This window comes from Diaphorobacter limosus (assembly GCF_033100095.1).
In the GTDB taxonomy this organism is placed as follows: Bacteria; Pseudomonadota; Gammaproteobacteria; order Burkholderiales; family Burkholderiaceae_C; genus Alicycliphilus; species Alicycliphilus limosus.
Genome location: NZ_CP136921.1, coordinates 947,067 through 962,291 on the forward strand (window position 1 = coordinate 947,067; position 15,225 = coordinate 962,291).

Genomic DNA, 15,225 nt, shown 5'->3' on the forward strand with positions numbered 1-15,225 from the left:
TGTAAATTATAGCGTGTTTTTTGGAACGTCCGCCGACAGTTTGTCCAGCAACCAGCCGGCCGCGCAATGCCCGAAGGTGGCGGTGACGGCCACGCTGGAGCCGTAGCCATGGCAGTTCAATGAACCATCGCCTTCATCGATGGCGCAGGAGGCATGCGGCGGGGCCACGGCTTCGCGGCTGAAGACGCAGGCCACGCCGATGCGCTTCCCTTCGCGGGCGGCGCCATGTTCGCGGCGCAGGCGGTAGCGCAGCTGAGCCAGCAACGGGTCATGTGTGGTGTGTGCCAGGTCATCCACATCGACCTTGTGCGCCAGTCGCTTTCCGCCGGCCGCGCCCACGGTGATGAAAGCGGTACGCGTTTGCATGGCCCAGGCAGCCATGGCGGCCTTGGCGCGAACCTGATCGCAAGCATCGATGACGGCATCCACCGGGGCGGGCACGATGGTTGGCCAGTTGGCCGGATCCACGAACTCTTCTATGCAATCGACCCGACACTCTGGGTTGATGAGCGCAATGCGCTCGGCCATGGCGCGCACCTTGGCTTGTCCGAGGGTGGTGCTCAGGGCGTGTATCTGACGGTTGACGTTGGATTCGGCCACATGATCCATGTCGATCAGGGTGAGGCGCCCCACGCCGGAGCGGGCCAGGGCTTCCGCGGCCCAGGAACCGACGCCGCCGATACCGATGACGGCGACATGCGCGGCGCGGATGCGCTGGGCGCCGGCCACGCCATACAGCCGCTGCAGACCGCCAAAGCGGCGCTGCAGATCGGCCGACTCTTGCGCCGGCACGCTCACTTCAGGCGCGCCAGACGTTCCTTGGCAGCGGCTGCGGCTTCGGATTGCGGATATACGCGCATCAGGTCTTCCAGCGTCTTGCGCGCTGCGCGCGTGTCCTTCAGCTCGATCTGGCAGTTGGCAATTGACAATGCTGCCTCGGGCGCGCGCGCATGGTCGGGCGCGGCTGCCAGCAGGCTCTTGAAGTTGTTGATAGCCTCTTTGTAGTCTCGCGTGGCGTATTGCGCATTGCCCAGCCAGAAGCGTGCCGATGGCAGGTAGCCGGACTGCGGGTACTGGCGCATAAAGCTGCCGAACGCCGTTGCCGCCTCAGGAAATTTGCCCGAGCGGAACACGGCCAGAGCCGCCTCGAACTCGCGCTTTTCTGCCGGGTCGGCACGAAACTCGCGCCCATCCACCGTCACTGCCAACGGCTCGAACTTGCGCAGCCGCTCATCCACGCCTTGGGCGATGTCCTTTTGCCGACGCTGCAGCTCCGCCACCTCACGCTGCAGCTGCTCGTTTTGTCCGCGCAGGCTGGCTTGCTCGGTACGCAATGCCTCGATCTGCGTTTGCAGGTCGAGCAGGCTGCGGCGCAATTGCGAGACTTCTTCACCCGAGCGCTCGCCAGAGCGCTGGTTGGACTGCTGCAAGGCATCGAAGCGCTGACGCAGCTCCAGGATGGCGCGGCGCGCCTCGTCATCCTCGAACAACGCATGGCTGGGCACGGCCCAGGTCGCCACGGCGGCAAATACTGCCACCGTCAGGGCGCGCGAGCGTTGGGGAAAAGACATGCGCGCGACCATCAGCGGTACGACAGCTCAACGCGGCGGTTCTGTGCGAATGCGCTTTCGTTGTTGCCCTGCACGGCTGGCTTTTCCTTGCCGTAGCTCACGGCTTCGACCTGCGCATCGGACACGCCCAGCAGACCGAGCGAACGGCGCACGGCCTCGGCACGCTTCTGACCCAGGGCCAGGTTGTATTCGCGGCCACCGCGATCGTCGGTGTGGCCTTCGAGCATGACCTTGCGTGCGGAGGATGCCTTCAGGTAACGCGCGTGGGCTTCGAGAAGCGACTGGAACTCGGGCTTGACGGTGTAGCTGTCAAAGTCGAAGTAGATGATGCGCGCCACACCGACGGGGCCGCCGACGTCGCGGCTGGACTGGCTCAGATCCACCGGCGCCACGCCGCTCTGTCCTGCGCCACCGGCGCCAGCGCCACCGCCGGTGGTGGAGGTGGCGCCCTTGTCCTCGACCGGAACATCGTCAAGCTTGACGCCGGAGCTGCAGCCGGCCATGAGGGCGGCAATGGTGAAGGCGATCGAAAGACGTTTGAATGGAGTTGATTTCATGATGTCGTGCTGAGAAAAACAGGTGTTTGGAAAGCTGGGAAGACTTACTTCTGAAACGGGCCCCAATCGGGCTCGCGGATGTCGCCTCCCTGCCCGGCCAGCCTGGCCTTGATCTTGCCGTCCAGGGTGGTCGTCATGAGCGCCTCGCGCCCCTGCTGCTGGGTGCCGTACAGGATGAGGCGGCTATTGGGTGCAAAGCTCGGGCTTTCGTCGGCAGAGGTATCGGTAAGCGAGCTGACCGTGCCCGACTTCAGATCCATGACCTGCAGCTTGAAGGCGCCGCCGATGCGCGAGATATAGGCCAGCCACTGCCCGTCGGGGCTGATGGCCGGCGAGATGTTGTAGGAGCCATTGAAGGTCACGCGCTCGGCATTGCCGCCACCGCTACCCACGCGATAAATCTGCGGTGAGCCGCCGCGGTCGCTCACGAAGTAAATGCTGCGGCCGTCGCTGGAGAAGGCCGGCTCGGTATCAATGCCGGCGCTTTGCATCAGGCGGCGCGGCTCGCCGCCGCCCGCGTCGATGGTGTAGAGCTGCGAGCCACCGTCGCGGCTCAGTGTGACGGCCAGGGTGCGCCCGTCGGGCGACCAGGCGGGAGCGCTGTTGGAGCCGCGGAAGTTGGCGATCAGCCGGCGCTTGCCCGTGGCCACATCGTGCACATAGACCACCGGCTTGCGCGACTCGAACGACACATAGGCCAATTGCGTACCCGTGGGCGACCAGGCCGGGGAGATGATGGGCTCGGGGCTTGACAGTGCCGACTGGGCATTTTCGCCATCGGCATCGGCCACCCACAGGCTGTAGCGCGCGCCCACCTTGGTGACATAGGCGATGCGCGTGGAGAACACACCGCGTTCGCCGGTGAGCTTCTCGTAGATGAAATCTGCGATGCGGTGCGCCACCAGGCGCAGGTCGGCCTGCGTCACGACAAAGCTCTGTCCGCCCAGATCCTGGCCCTTGACCACATCCCATAGCCTGAAGCGCACGTCAAAGCGCCCGTCGGCCAGACGCGTCACGCTGCCGGTGTTCAGGGCGTCGGCCTTGCGCTGGCGCCACTGCGACAGGTCCGGGCGTGAGGTTTCATCGAGCGGCACGCCCGAGGCGTCAACGCCGACAAAGCGGCCGCTGCGCTCCAGGTCGGCCTGCACGATGGCGGAGATCTTCTGCGGCGACTGCGCCTCACCGCGCAGCGGCGCGATGGCGATCGGCAGTTGCGTCAGGCCCACGCCCGTGATCTCGACACGGAACTGGGCAAGTGCTGGCAGGCTGGAGGCGGCGGCCAGTGCTGCGACAGCATGGCGGCGCGAGATGTGCGGCATGGCCGCGCGAAGGGGTGAGGATGGGAAGGTGCGCTCGATAGTCATTGGCAACCGTTGAATAACCGTCAAATAACCGTTTAGTGCCGGTCAACAGAACCTGCGATGTTACACATAGCGTAGCGCGCCATGTCACAAACTGTGCTGCTGCGTAGAATCCGCCCCTCATGCAAGACTTGAATCATAGCGCGCCCAAGCCCCCCCAGCCGCCAACACCATCGCTGTTAGCCCGGCTGCGGCGCCTGCATGCGTACTTTGGTTACCAGCGTCTGGCCTGGGCCATGGCCTTGCTGGCCACCGTGGTGGCCGCCATCACCGAGCCGCTGATACCCGCGCTGCTCAAACCCTTGCTCGATCAGGGCTTCACGGAGGGATCACTGAATCTGTGGATGGTTCCCACGGCCATCATCGGTGTGTTCCTGGTGCGCGGACTGGCCCAGTTCACTGGCCAGTATGCGCTCTCGCGCATCGCCAACGAAGGCATGCTGCGCCTGCGCACGGCCCTGTTCGAGCGACTGCTGGCGGCCGACATGGCGCTGTTTCGACAGCAGTCGGCAAGCACCCTGTCGAACACCGTGGTGTATGAGGTGCAGACCGGCTTCACCTCGCTGGTGCAGGCGCTGATTGGCGTGTCGCGCGACGGCTTCACCCTGGTGGCGTTACTGGGTTACCTGATTTATTTGAACTGGCAGCTCACGCTCATCGTGGCCGTCATGGTGCCCGGCGTGGGCTGGATCATGAAGGCCTTGTCGCGCCGTCTGTACAAGATCACCAAGAGCAGCCAGCAGGCCACCGACGACCTGGCCTATGTGGTGGAAGAGAACGTGCTCGCCCACCGCATGGTGCGCCTGCATGGCGCACAAGCCGGTCAGGCCGCGCGCTTCAACAGCCTGAGCCAGCGCCTGCGCCACCTGGCCATCAAATCCACCATCGCCTCGGCGGCCATGACGCCCACCACGCAGCTGCTGGCCGCCGGCGCCCTGTCGGCCGTGATCTGCATCGCCCTGTGGCAAAGCCATGGCCATGGTGCCAAGGATGTGTCGGTGGGCGGCTTTGCCTCGTTCATCGCGGCCATGCTGATGCTGATTGCGCCGATACGCCGCATGGCCGATGTGGCCAACCCGATCACGCGCGGCGTGGCGGCGCTGGAGCGCGGCCTGCTGCTGCTCAGCGACGCACCGGCCGAAACCGGCGGCACGCATGCCGTGCAGCATGCCCAGGGCGCCATCAGCCTGCGCGATGTGAACGTGTCGTTTGACAGCGAGCATGCGCCCGCGCTCAGCGGCGTGAGCCTGGACATCCGCCCCGGCGAGATCGTGGCCCTGGTCGGGCCGTCGGGCGCCGGCAAGACCACGCTGGTGAACCTGCTGCCGCGCTTTGTGGCAGCCAGCAGCGGCCAGGTGCTGATCGACGGCGTGGCCGCGCAGGACTGGCGCCTAGAGTCGCTGCGCGCGCAATTCGCCATGGTGAGCCAGGACGTGGTGATGTTCAACGACAGCATTGCCGCCAATGTGGCCCTGGGTGCCGCCATTGACGAAGAGCGCGTGCACCACTGCCTGGCGGCCGCCAATCTGGCCGAGCATGTGGCCGCCCTGCCCCAGGGCGTGCACACCATCGTGGGGCACAACGCCACGCAGCTGTCGGGTGGGCAGCGCCAGCGCCTGGCAATCGCACGCGCGCTGTACAAGGACGCGCCCATCCTGATCCTGGACGAGGCCACCTCGGCGCTCGATACCGAGTCCGAACGCCTGGTGCAAGACGCCCTGCAGCGCCTGATGCGCGGGCGCACCACCCTGGTCATCGCCCACCGCCTGTCCACCATCGAGCATGCCGACCGCGTGGTGGTGATGGAGCGCGGGCGCATTGCCGAGCAGGGCACGCATGCCGAGCTGGTGGCCGCCGGCGGGCTGTTTGCGCGCCTGCAGGCACACACCTCTTGACGCAAAAAAGATAGCTACTCGCGCTTACCCTATGAGGGCCAGAGGCCAAAAAACCTTCAAACCATCAAGTAATGCGCGCGATGCAAGAGCCTGCCGCCTGGTAGCTGCCGGCCGCCGCCTGCAGCGTGATGCGGCCGGAGCGGTGCGCAGTGACCTGCATTTCCATCTTCATGGCCTCCATGACGGCAATGACGTCGCCGGCCTGAACGGCATCGCCCTCCCCTACCTTCCAGGCGTGCAGGTTGCCGGCGATGGGGGCGGCGACGGCGGCCTCGTCCACCGACTCCTGGGCGACGGCCGCAGTGGCCGATGCGCCGCCGGCGGCGGCCAGCCCCTGCAGCAGCACGGCCGGCAGGCCCAGTTGCAGGCGCCGGCCATCGATCTCGATGGCGCAGCGCACCAGGCTGGCGTCGGCCTGGGGCGCGGCACGTACCGCCGCCGCGAGGTCGTTGGCAAAGGCGGTTTCTATCCAGCGCGTATGCACCTTGAAGCCATCGGCGGCTATGAAGTCCGCCTGCTCCATGACCGCCCGGTGAAACGGCAGCACGCTGGCCACGCCATCGATCTGAAACTCGGCCAGCGCGCGGCGCGCACGTGCCAGCGCCTGCTCGCGCGTGCTGCCGGTGACGATGAGCTTGGCCATCAGCGAGTCGAAAGTGCCGGGCACGATGGAGCCCGCCTGCACGCCCGAGTCCACGCGCACGCCGGGGCCGCTGGGCGCATCAAAGCGCTGCACGGGCCCGGGCGTGGGCAGAAAGCCGCGGCCCACGTCCTCGGCGTTGATGCGGAATTCAAACGCATGGCCCAGTGGCGCGGGCGTCTCGGTGATGGACAGGGGCAGACCGTCGGCCACGCGCAGCTGCTCCAGCACCAGATCCAGGCCGGTGGTCTGCTCGGTCACCGGGTGCTCGACCTGCAGGCGCGTGTTCACCTCCAAAAACGATAGGGCGCCGCTGCCCGAGAGCAAAAATTCCACCGTGCCCGCGCTCTCGTAGCCGACCTCGGCGCAGATGTCGTGCGCGGCCTGGTGGATGCGCTGGCGCTGGGCGTCGGTCAAAAACGGTGCGGGTGCTTCTTCCACCAGCTTCTGGTTGCGCCGCTGCAACGAGCAGTCGCGCGTGCCCAGCACCACCACCTTGCCATGCTTGTCGCCCATCACCTGGGCCTCGATATGGCGCGGCTTGTCCAGAAACTGCTCGACAAAGCATTCGCCGCGGCCAAAGGCCGCCGTGGCCTCGCGCACGGCAGACGCGTACAGCTCGGCCACCTCATCCATGCGCCACGCGATCTTCATGCCGCGCCCGCCGCCGCCAAAAGCCGCCTTGATGATGATGGGCAGGCCATGCTGCTCGGCAAAGGCCAGCACCTCGGCGGCGTCTTTTGCCGGCTCCGACGTGCCCTGCACCAGCGGCGCGCCCACCTTGAGCGCGATCTTGCGCGCCTCCAGCTTGTCACCCAGACGCGCAATGGCCTGGGGCGTGGGGCCAATCCAGGCCAGGCCCGCATCAAGCACGGCCTGGGCAAACGCTGCGCTCTCGGACAGGAAGCCGTAGCCGGGGTGCACGGCGTCGGCGCCGCTCTTGCGGGCGATGTCCAGCAGTTTTTCTATGTGCAGATAGGTGTCTGCCGGGCGGTCACCGTCAAGCCCCCAGGCCTCGTCGGCCATGCGTGCGTGCAGGGCGTCGATGTCGGCATTGGCATACACGGCGACGGACTGCACGCCGTAGTCGCGGCAGGCGCGCACCACACGGACGGCGATCTCGCCCCGATTGGCAATCAGAACCTTCTTCATGACTTCAAACCTTTCGCCTTCAGTAAATGCTGGATGGCGAGAACGCCGTCGCCTGCTGCGCAGGCACCGCAATGTGATGAAACGCCCGCTGCGCGGTCGTTTTCTCCGCGATTGGCAATGAGGACTTTTTTCATGGCATTCAAGGACGGTTGATGGCCTCGAAGGGCCGGATGGGGTTGAAGCGCACCCAGGCGTTCACGGGGATCTGGCCCGCGCGATCGAGGTGGTGCGGCGCGATGCAGGCGATCACGGGGTAGCCGCCGGTCAGCGGGTGGTCGGCCAGGAACAGCACCGGCTGGCCGCTGGCCGGCACCTGGATGGCGCCGGTGGGCGTGCCCTCGCTGGGCAGCTCCTGGGTGATGGAGCGGGTCAGCGGCTGCTCGCCCGCCAGGCGCAGGCCCACGCGGTTGGACTGGGGCGTGACGCGCCAGCGCTGACTGGCGAGCAGCTGCACGGCCTGGGGCGTGAACCAGTCGGTGCGCGGGCCCATGATCACGTCCAGCACCACCTCCCCATCGGGGCCGGGCAGATCATCGGGCGGCAGCTCGGCGCCGCCGACTATCGAGCCCCGCGCCACGGGGCGCAAGGCAAGCCGGTCGCCCGCCGCCAGCGCCGGCGGGCCGACATGGGCCAGGGTGTCGGTGCTCAGGCTGCCGAGGATGGGGGCCACGTCATAGCCGCCGCGCGCCGCCACATAGCAGCGCGTGCCGGCAACGGGCTCGCCAATGGCCAGCAGATCGCCATGCGCCAGGGCCAGGGGCTGGTAGCGCGGCACGCTGGTGCGCAGGCCACCGGCGCTGGTAAGCGTCAGGGGCGCATCGGCGCCGGTCACGGCGACCACGGTGTCGCCATGGCTCATCAGCCGCAGGCCGCCGTTCACGGTCTCCAGGCAGGCCATGTCGGGTGGGTTGCCCACCAGCCGATTCGCCGTGCGGCAGGCGCCCTGGTCCAGCGCACCGGAGGCCGACACGCCCTGCCCCGCCAAACCGGGCCGGCCCATGTCTTGCAGCAGCGTGAGCAGGCCGGGCGAGCGCACCTCCAGCGCCTGCCCCCGCGCTGGTGCGGGCGCTGCGGGCTTCAAGTGTTTTTGGTCTGCAGCGCGCTCCAGTTGTGCGCGAACAGCTACAGACAGAGTAGCAATATCGACAAAACGCACGCGAAAACCCGGCTGCAGCAGCGCCGGCTGCTCGCGCTCTATGTCCCACATGGCCAGCGGCGTGGTGCCCAGGATCTGCCAGCCCCCGGGGCTGGCCTGCGGATAGACGCCGCTGAAGCGCCCGGCCAGCGCCACGGCGCCCGCCGGAATGCGCGTGCGCGGCGTGGCGCGGCGCGGCACATCCAGGCTCTCATGCCCGCCCGACAGGTAGGCAAAGCCCGGCGCAAAGCCGACGAAGGCCACGCTGTAGTCGCTACCTGTGTGGCGGCGCACCAGCTCCTCGGGCGTGATGCCCAGGATTTGCGCCACCTCGGCCAGATCCTCGCCGTCGTAGTGCACGGGGATTTCCACCAGGGTGGCGTCGCGCCGCACCTGCTGCGACAGGTCGCGCGCGGCAATAGCCTGCACCAACGCGGCCACGCTGGTGGCCGAAGGGCGGAACTGCACGAGGATGGTGCGCGCCGCAGGCACCAACTCCTGCACGCCCGGAAGGGGCTCGCGCTGCAGCGAAGCCAGCAGCGCCAGGGTCTGATCCAGATCGGCCAGCTCCACCAGCAGCGCGTTCAATGAGACGGGCAGGAAGCGCATATCAGACGTGGTAGCTGCTGTCGGGCACATCAGTGATAAACATATAGCCCGGCGCATGCGTGACCGCGAACGGCACGCCCGAGGCCATCACCGCCGCCTGGGGCGTGACGCCGCAGGCCCAGAACACGGGGATCTCGCCGGGCTCGATACGCACCGGGTCGCCAAAGTCGGGCCTGGCCAGATCGGCAATGCCCAGCGCGGCCGGGTCGCCCACATGCACGGGTGCGCCATGCACGGCGGGAAAGCGCGCCGAGATGCTGACCGCATCGGCCACGCGGTGCGCGGGAATGGGCCGCATGGACACCACCATCTCGCCATGCAGACGCCCTGCCGGGCGGCATTGGCGACTGGTGCGGTACATGGGCACGTTGCCGCCGTCGGCAATGTGGCGCACCTCGATGCCGGCCTCCTGCAGCGGGGTTTCAAACGTGAAGCTGCAGCCGATCAGAAAGGTGACCAGGTCCGGGTGCTCGGCCCACAGGGCCGTGGCGTCCTGCACCTCCTCGGCCAGCTTGCCATGGCGCCAGACGCGGTACAGCGGAATGTCGGTGCGGATGTCGGCGCCTTCGGCCAGCACCGTGTGGTGCGCACCGGCCTCGATCACGTCCAGCACCGGGCAGGGCTTGGGGTTACGCTGGGCGTAGAGCAGAAAGTCCCAGGCCCAGTCGCGCGGCAGCGCAATCATGTTGGCCTGGGTCATGCCGGGCGCCACGCCTGCCGTGGGCTGCTTCAGGCCGGCGCGGTAGGCCGCGCGCGCCTGGCGAGCGGCGGCCTGAGCAGGGGTGTGGACCTGTTGCAATGGGTTGTTCGTCATGGTGCTGGCTCCCGTCAATCAGCCGTCAAACAAATGGCCGCACGGCAACGCCGTCCGCCTCCAGCGCCTTGCGCACGGCGCGCGCCATCTCCACGGCGCCAGGGCTGTCGCCGTGCACGCAGATGGACTGGGCGTCCAGGCGAACCAGGCTGCCATCGATGGCCTCGACCACGCCGTCTTTCACCAGGCGCAGCATGCGCCGGGCCACCAGGGCGCTGTCGTGCAGCACGGCGCCCTTGTCGCGGCGCGACACCAGCGTGCCCTGGGGCGTGTAGCCACGATCGGCAAAGGCCTCGGCGATCACGCGCAGGCCGGCGTCCCGCGCCCATTGCACCAGCGGCGAGGCCGCCAGCACCACCAGTGCCAGGCCGGCATCGACGGCGCGGATGGCGGCAATCACGTCGCGCGCCTGGCGCTCGTCGTGCGCAATGGTGTTGTACAGCGCGCCATGGGGCTTGACGTAGGCGATGCGCGTGCCGGCCGCCTGCGCCAGGCCCTGCAGGGCGCCGATCTGGTAGATCACGTCGGCCACCAGGTCGGGGCTGGCCACATCCATGTTGCGCCGGCCAAAGCCGATCAGATCCGGATAGGCCACATGCGCGCCCACGGCCACGCCGCGCGCCTTTGCGGCCCGGAGCGTGGCCAGGATGCCGGCCGGGTCGCCCGCATGAAAGCCGCAGGCCACGTTGGCGCTGCTGACGATGTCGAGCATGGCGGCGTCGTCGCCCATGCTCCAGGCGCCCAGGCTCTCGCCCAGGTCGCTGTTCAGGTCGATCACGGACATGGCGCACTCCCTTACATGTGCGAAGGCAGCCAGAGCACGATCTGCGGCCAGACATAGAGCATGATCACGGCGGCCAGCATGACGAAGAACATGGGCGCGGCCACGCGGGCGATCCAGCCTATGTCACGCTTGGTCAGGCCCTGGATGACGAACAGGTTCAGCCCCACGGGCGGCGTGATCTGCGCCATCTCCACCACCAGCACGATGAAGATGCCGAACCAGATCAGGTCATAGCCCGCCGCCTCGACCGTGGGCAGCAGCACGGCAATCGTCAGCACCACCATGGAGATGCCGTCCAGAAAGCAGCCCAGCACGATGAAGAACACCGTCAGCATCATCAAGAGGGCAAACGGCGACAGGTGCAGCGAACCTATCCATTCGGCCAGGTGGCGCGGCAGGCCGATGAAGCCCATGGCCAGCGTGAGGAAGGCCGCCCCGGCCAGGATCAGGCCGATCATGCAGTACACGCGGCAGGCGGCGACCAGGCCCTCGGTGAACTTCTGCCAGGTCAGCGACCCCTCAATGGCTGCCAGGCCCAGCGCGCCGGCCACGCCCAGGGCAGCGGCCTCGGTGGCGGTTGCCACGCCGCTATAGATGCCGCCGAGCACCAGGCCGATCAGGATCACCGCCGGTATGAGAAAGCGGGATTCGTAGATCTTCTGCATGAAGCCCATGGACATGTCCGACGCCGGCACCTTGTCCCGGTTGAACAGCGCCCAGGTAGCGATATAGGCCATGAACAGCCCGGCCAGCAGCAGCCCCGGGAACACGCCGGCCAGGAACAGCTTGGCAATCGACACGTTCGCCGCCACGCCATAGACGATCATGATGATGGAGGGCGGAATCAGCAGCCCCAGCGTGGCCGAGCCCGCCAGCGTGCCCACGGCCATGGCGTCGGGGTAGCCGCGCTTTTTAAGCTCGGGCAGGGTCATCTTGCCGATGGTGGCGCAGGTGGCGGCCGAAGAGCCGGAGATGGCGGCAAAGATGGTGCAGCCGACCACGTTGGTGTGCAGCAGGCGCCCTGGCAGTTTGTCCATCCACGGCGCCAGGCCGCGGAACATGCTGTCCGATAGCTTGCTGCGAAACAGAATCTCGCCCATCCACAGAAACAGCGGCAGCGCCGTCAGCGTCCAGGCCGAGCTGGCGCCCCAGATCGTCAGCATCATGCTGTCGCCCACCGGGCGGCTGGTGAACAGCCCCATGCCGATGAGTCCCACGGCCAGCAGGCCCAGGCCGATCCACATGCCCGCGCCGAGCACCGCGAACAGCGCAATGATCAGCACCAGTGCAGCCATCATGTCCATGTTGTTCTCCTTTATTCGGCCACCGAGCCCGGGCCGGCAATGAACCATTCACGCCCGCGCCAGCGCGCCACGATGGCATCCAGAAACGCCAGCGCAAAGGCCGCACAGCCAATCGCCATGCACAGCTGCGGAATCCACAGCGGCGTGGCGTCGGCCGCGGGTGAGACGTCGTGCGTGATGTAGGACAGCCACACGGCGCGCGCGGCAAACCAGGCCAGATAGAGCGCCAGGCCCAGGCCCGCAATCAGCATGGCCCACTCAAAAGCCGCACGGGTACGGCTGCCCATACGGTCAAGCAGCAGCGTGACGCGGATATGGTCGCCATGCATCAGCGCCGTGGGCAAGGCAAAGAACAGCGTGGCGGCAATGGCGTAGCCGGCATAGGCATCCAGCCCCTGGATGTCGATGAACGTCACCTGGCGCGCCAGGATGCCGAGCATGACGATCACGAACGCAGCCACCATGGAAAGGCAGGCGAGCGCTATGAGCAGGCGGTACAAAGGTCGGAAGAGCTGATCCATGGCGGGCTCCGGGCGGGCTCTGAAAGTGGATGGAAAGGGACGCAGTGCCTATGCGGCCCGCGTCCCGATGAGACAGGTCAGCGCTTGTTGTACGCGTCGACGATGGCCTTGCCCTCGGCGCCCGCCGCCTTCACCCATTCCTCGGTCATGACGGTGCCGATGCGGGCGAACTCCTTCTTCAGCGCGTCCGACGGCTCGGAGACGGTCATGCCCTTGGCGGCCAGCTCCTTCAGGAACTCCTTGTCCAGACGCTCGCTGCTCTCCCAGCCGCGCTTCTCGGCCGTGGCGGCAGCCTTCAGCACGGCGTCCTGCAGGCCCTTGTCCAGGCTGTCGAAGGCCTTCTTGTTGACCACCGTGGCATTGCGCGGCAGCCAGGCGTTCACCGGGTAGAAGTACTTGATCTGCTCATACAGCTTGCTCTCCACGCCGCTGGCGCTGGAGGTAAGGAAGTTGTTCACCGTGTTCGTGGCCAGCGCCTGCCCGAGCTCGGACAGCTGGATGGTGACCGGCTGCGCCTTGAGCAGCTGGGCGATGCGTGTGGAGGTCGGGTTGTAGGCGCGCATCTTGGTGCCCACCAGGTCGGCAGGCGACTGCACCGGCTTGTTGGAGTACAGCGACTGGCCCGGCCATGGCACGCTGTAGAGCAGCTGCATGCCCTGCGAGGCCAGCAGCTTCTCCTGCGCCGGCTTGGCCGCCTGGTACAGGCGCCAGGCACCGGCGTACGAGCTGGCCAGGAAGGGCACGGAGTCAACGCCGTACAAGGGGTTCTCATTCGCTGCACCGGAGAGGATGAACTCGGCCGCCGGCACCTGGCCGGTCTGCACCGCGCGCTTGATCTCATTGGCCTTGTACAGCGAGCCGCCCGGGTGCAGCGTGATCTTGAGCTTGCCGCCGGTGAGCTCGTCCACCTCCTTGGCGAACTGCTGGTTGTTCTGCGTCTGGAAGGTGTTGGCCGCGTAGCCCGTGGGCAGATCCCACTTCACCTGGGCCTGGGAAGCCGCCGCCGCCAGGCAGACAACCGACAGAAGAATGCGTTTCATGAGGTGACTCCTTGGATTGACAGTTGAAAACAAACAAGTGAAGGCAAGTCCCACGGGGCTGCGCTGCGGCGCCCATGCGCAGATCGCATTTACAAACTTCCGCGGGCAAAAAGCAAGCAGCGCCCCGACGCTGCGGAACCTGTCCTACAGCCCACAAGCACCGCAGGATCGCAGGATCGCAGAACCATTCAACTTAAATTGTTCAACAATGATTTATCAAATGAGTGGCAATTTGCATCCTGAAAAACCCTGGGATCACCCCAGCAGCGCTGCCGCCATGCGGCAAACGGGCATGCGGGTGCTGGCTACACTTGCTGCCTCAACACCAGCCCGCCCAGCCCATGACGAGTGCCGCCGACCCGCAACAAAACCTCTCCGACCGCATTGCGGAGCAGGTGCGCGAGAAAATCGTGCATGGTGAGTTCGCCCCGGGCCAGCGCCTGTCCGAAGCGGCACTGAGCGAGAGCCTGGAAATCTCGCGCAACACGCTGCGCGAGGCCTTCCGCATGCTGACCAAGGAAGGACTGCTGAAACACGAGCCCAACCGTGGCGTGTCGGTGGCCGTGCCCAGCATTGCGGCCATCATCGACATCTACCGTGTGCGCCGGCTCATCGAATGCCAGGCCCTGGCCCAGGCCTACCCGCGCCACCCCGCCCGCAAGCAGATGCGCCAGGCCGTGGACGCGGCCCTGCGCTGGCGCGAGGCCGGCGACTGGCGCGGCGTGGGCACGGCCAACATGGAGTTCCACAAGGCCATCGTGGCGCTGGCCGACAGCGAGCGGCTGAACGACATGTTCACCCACCTGCTGGCCGAGCTGCGCCTGGCCTTCGGGCTGCTGGACGACCCGGAGTTTCTGCACGCACCCTATGTGGACAGCAACGTGAAGATCATCGACCTGTTCGAAGCCGGCCACCCCCAAGAGGCTGCGGCCGCGCTGGGCGACTACCTGGTGCACTCCGAGCGCATCGTGCTGGCGGCCTATGCGCGGCGCATTGCAGGCAGCGGCGCGGGCAGGTGAGGCCCTCAGGCCGGTCACCAGCGGGAGCTGGCAACCGGCTTTGCAGCAACCTCATCGGCGGCGATTTGTTGCAGCTTGCGGGTCAACAAAGAGGTGCTGGGGTTCTCCACGAACACGCATTGCTTGCCGGTGCGCTGGCAAAAATCCTTGACGCGCCAATAGGCGTTGTGGCTGATGCAGGCGGTTTGGCAGATCACCAGATCGGCCGCGGCAAGCACCGCGTCCAGCGTCCCTTGCCTATCCTCCAGAGCGCCGTCGTGGTGCGCAAAATGGCCGCCTGCCTTCTCCACGGCATCCCGGTAGCTGGACATATGGCCGTTGCGGCCACCCACGCACAGGATGGTTTTTTTCCTTGAGTGAACGGTCACCGGGATGGCCCTGGGCGCGTCGCCGTGATGCTGCGCGACCGGATCGGGCCTACCCCCGGTCGCATGCTGGCCCAGCATATGCTGCGCTTCAGCCAGCTGCCGGCGCAGCCTTGCATTCTGCGCGTCCAGATCGGCCTGCCGGGCGCCGAGCTGCTCCAGCTTCTCGCGCAGTTTCATGGTGTTTGCATACTCCGGCAGCGACGCCTTGAGCCGCTCCAGATCCTGCGCCAGGAAGGCAATCCGCGTGTCCTTGGCTATCGCCACGGCGCGCTGGCGCAGCAGCTGGGCCTTGAGCCGTTCGATCTCGGCCGACTGCTCGGCGATGACCCGGGAGCAGCGCTCCTGCACCCTGCCCAGCTCGCGGGACAAGACCCCATGCTCGCCGGCCAGACCATCGACATGGGCAACGTCGGCCCGCAGCGCCGACCCGGCCTGTTGCTGCAGCCTGTCCATGG

Annotated in this window: 15 protein-coding genes; 2 read left to right on the forward strand and 13 right to left on the reverse strand. The window is 66.9% G+C overall.

Translation table 11 applies throughout. The features are described from left to right. Window positions 1-6: 6 nt before the first annotated feature. The 4 genes from P4826_RS04635 to tolB are packed head-to-tail and all read right to left on the reverse strand — an operon-like array spanning window position 7 to window position 3,492. Window positions 7-798, reverse strand: coding sequence for a tRNA threonylcarbamoyladenosine dehydratase (locus P4826_RS04635; protein WP_317702738.1), 792 nt, complete (start codon window positions 796-798; stop codon window positions 7-9). Next, window positions 795-1,583, reverse strand: coding sequence for a tol-pal system protein YbgF (gene ybgF, locus P4826_RS04640; RefSeq protein WP_425605220.1), 789 nt, complete (start codon window positions 1,581-1,583; stop codon window positions 795-797). The genes P4826_RS04635 and ybgF overlap by 4 nt, the downstream gene beginning before the upstream one ends. Further along, window positions 1,583-2,128, reverse strand: a complete 546-nt coding sequence (pal, locus tag P4826_RS04645) for a peptidoglycan-associated lipoprotein Pal (RefSeq protein WP_317702740.1) — start codon at window positions 2,126-2,128, stop codon at window positions 1,583-1,585. The genes ybgF and pal overlap by 1 nt, the downstream gene beginning before the upstream one ends. A gap of 44 nt (window positions 2,129-2,172) precedes the next feature. After that, a complete protein-coding gene (gene tolB, locus P4826_RS04650; RefSeq protein ID WP_317702741.1) occupies window positions 2,173-3,492 on the reverse strand; it encodes a Tol-Pal system beta propeller repeat protein TolB in 1,320 nt (439 codons plus the stop codon). Window positions 3,493-3,611: 119 nt separating this feature from the next. On the opposite strand from tolB, the gene msbA reads away from it, so the two are divergent. Further along, window positions 3,612-5,384, forward strand: coding sequence for a lipid A export permease/ATP-binding protein MsbA (msbA, locus tag P4826_RS04655; protein WP_317702742.1), 1,773 nt, complete (start codon window positions 3,612-3,614; stop codon window positions 5,382-5,384). Window positions 5,385-5,448: 64 nt separating this feature from the next. On the opposite strand, the gene P4826_RS04660 is transcribed toward msbA, so the two are convergent. The 8 genes from P4826_RS04660 to P4826_RS04695 all read right to left on the reverse strand — a co-directional run bounded on the left by P4826_RS04660 (window position 5,449) and on the right by P4826_RS04695 (window position 13,383). After that, window positions 5,449-7,176 carry an acetyl/propionyl/methylcrotonyl-CoA carboxylase subunit alpha gene (locus tag P4826_RS04660; protein WP_317702743.1) on the reverse strand — a complete coding sequence of 576 codons (1,728 nt, stop codon included), beginning with the start codon at window positions 7,174-7,176 and terminating at the stop codon, window positions 5,449-5,451. Next, window positions 7,173-7,310: a hypothetical protein gene (locus tag P4826_RS04665; RefSeq protein ID WP_317702744.1), complete on the reverse strand. Its 138-nt coding sequence runs from the start codon at window positions 7,308-7,310 to the stop codon at window positions 7,173-7,175. Before P4826_RS04665 ends, P4826_RS04660 begins: the two co-directional genes overlap by 4 nt. 5 nt (window positions 7,311-7,315) lie before the next feature. Continuing rightward, the gene (pxpB, locus tag P4826_RS04670; RefSeq protein ID WP_317702745.1) at window positions 7,316-8,920 is read right to left on the reverse strand and encodes a 5-oxoprolinase subunit PxpB; all 1,605 of its coding nucleotides are present in this window, start codon (window positions 8,918-8,920) and stop codon (window positions 7,316-7,318) included. Between the two features lies 1 nt (window position 8,921). Next, window positions 8,922-9,734 carry a putative hydro-lyase gene (locus tag P4826_RS04675; protein WP_317702746.1) on the reverse strand — a complete coding sequence of 271 codons (813 nt, stop codon included), beginning with the start codon at window positions 9,732-9,734 and terminating at the stop codon, window positions 8,922-8,924. A gap of 25 nt (window positions 9,735-9,759) precedes the next feature. Continuing rightward, window positions 9,760-10,518, reverse strand: a complete 759-nt coding sequence (locus P4826_RS04680) for a LamB/YcsF family protein (RefSeq protein ID WP_317702747.1) — start codon at window positions 10,516-10,518, stop codon at window positions 9,760-9,762. A gap of 11 nt (window positions 10,519-10,529) precedes the next feature. Continuing rightward, window positions 10,530-11,822: a TRAP transporter large permease gene (locus P4826_RS04685; protein WP_317702748.1), complete on the reverse strand. Its 1,293-nt coding sequence runs from the start codon at window positions 11,820-11,822 to the stop codon at window positions 10,530-10,532. A gap of 11 nt (window positions 11,823-11,833) precedes the next feature. Further along, a complete protein-coding gene (locus P4826_RS04690; protein ID WP_317702749.1) occupies window positions 11,834-12,343 on the reverse strand; it encodes a TRAP transporter small permease in 510 nt (169 codons plus the stop codon). A gap of 77 nt (window positions 12,344-12,420) precedes the next feature. Further along, a complete protein-coding gene (locus tag P4826_RS04695; protein WP_317702750.1) occupies window positions 12,421-13,383 on the reverse strand; it encodes a TRAP transporter substrate-binding protein in 963 nt (320 codons plus the stop codon). A 341-nt stretch (window positions 13,384-13,724) separates the two neighbouring features. Here P4826_RS04695 and P4826_RS04700 point away from each other — a divergent pair, with 341 nt between their 5' ends. Then, window positions 13,725-14,402 carry a GntR family transcriptional regulator gene (locus P4826_RS04700; protein ID WP_317702751.1) on the forward strand — a complete coding sequence of 226 codons (678 nt, stop codon included), beginning with the start codon at window positions 13,725-13,727 and terminating at the stop codon, window positions 14,400-14,402. A 14-nt stretch (window positions 14,403-14,416) separates the two neighbouring features. On the opposite strand, the gene P4826_RS04705 is transcribed toward P4826_RS04700, so the two are convergent. Further along, window positions 14,417-15,223 (reverse strand): DUF2325 domain-containing protein, encoded by an 807-nt coding sequence (locus tag P4826_RS04705; RefSeq protein ID WP_317702752.1) that lies wholly within the window; start codon window positions 15,221-15,223, stop codon window positions 14,417-14,419. Window positions 15,224-15,225 lie beyond the last annotated feature (2 nt).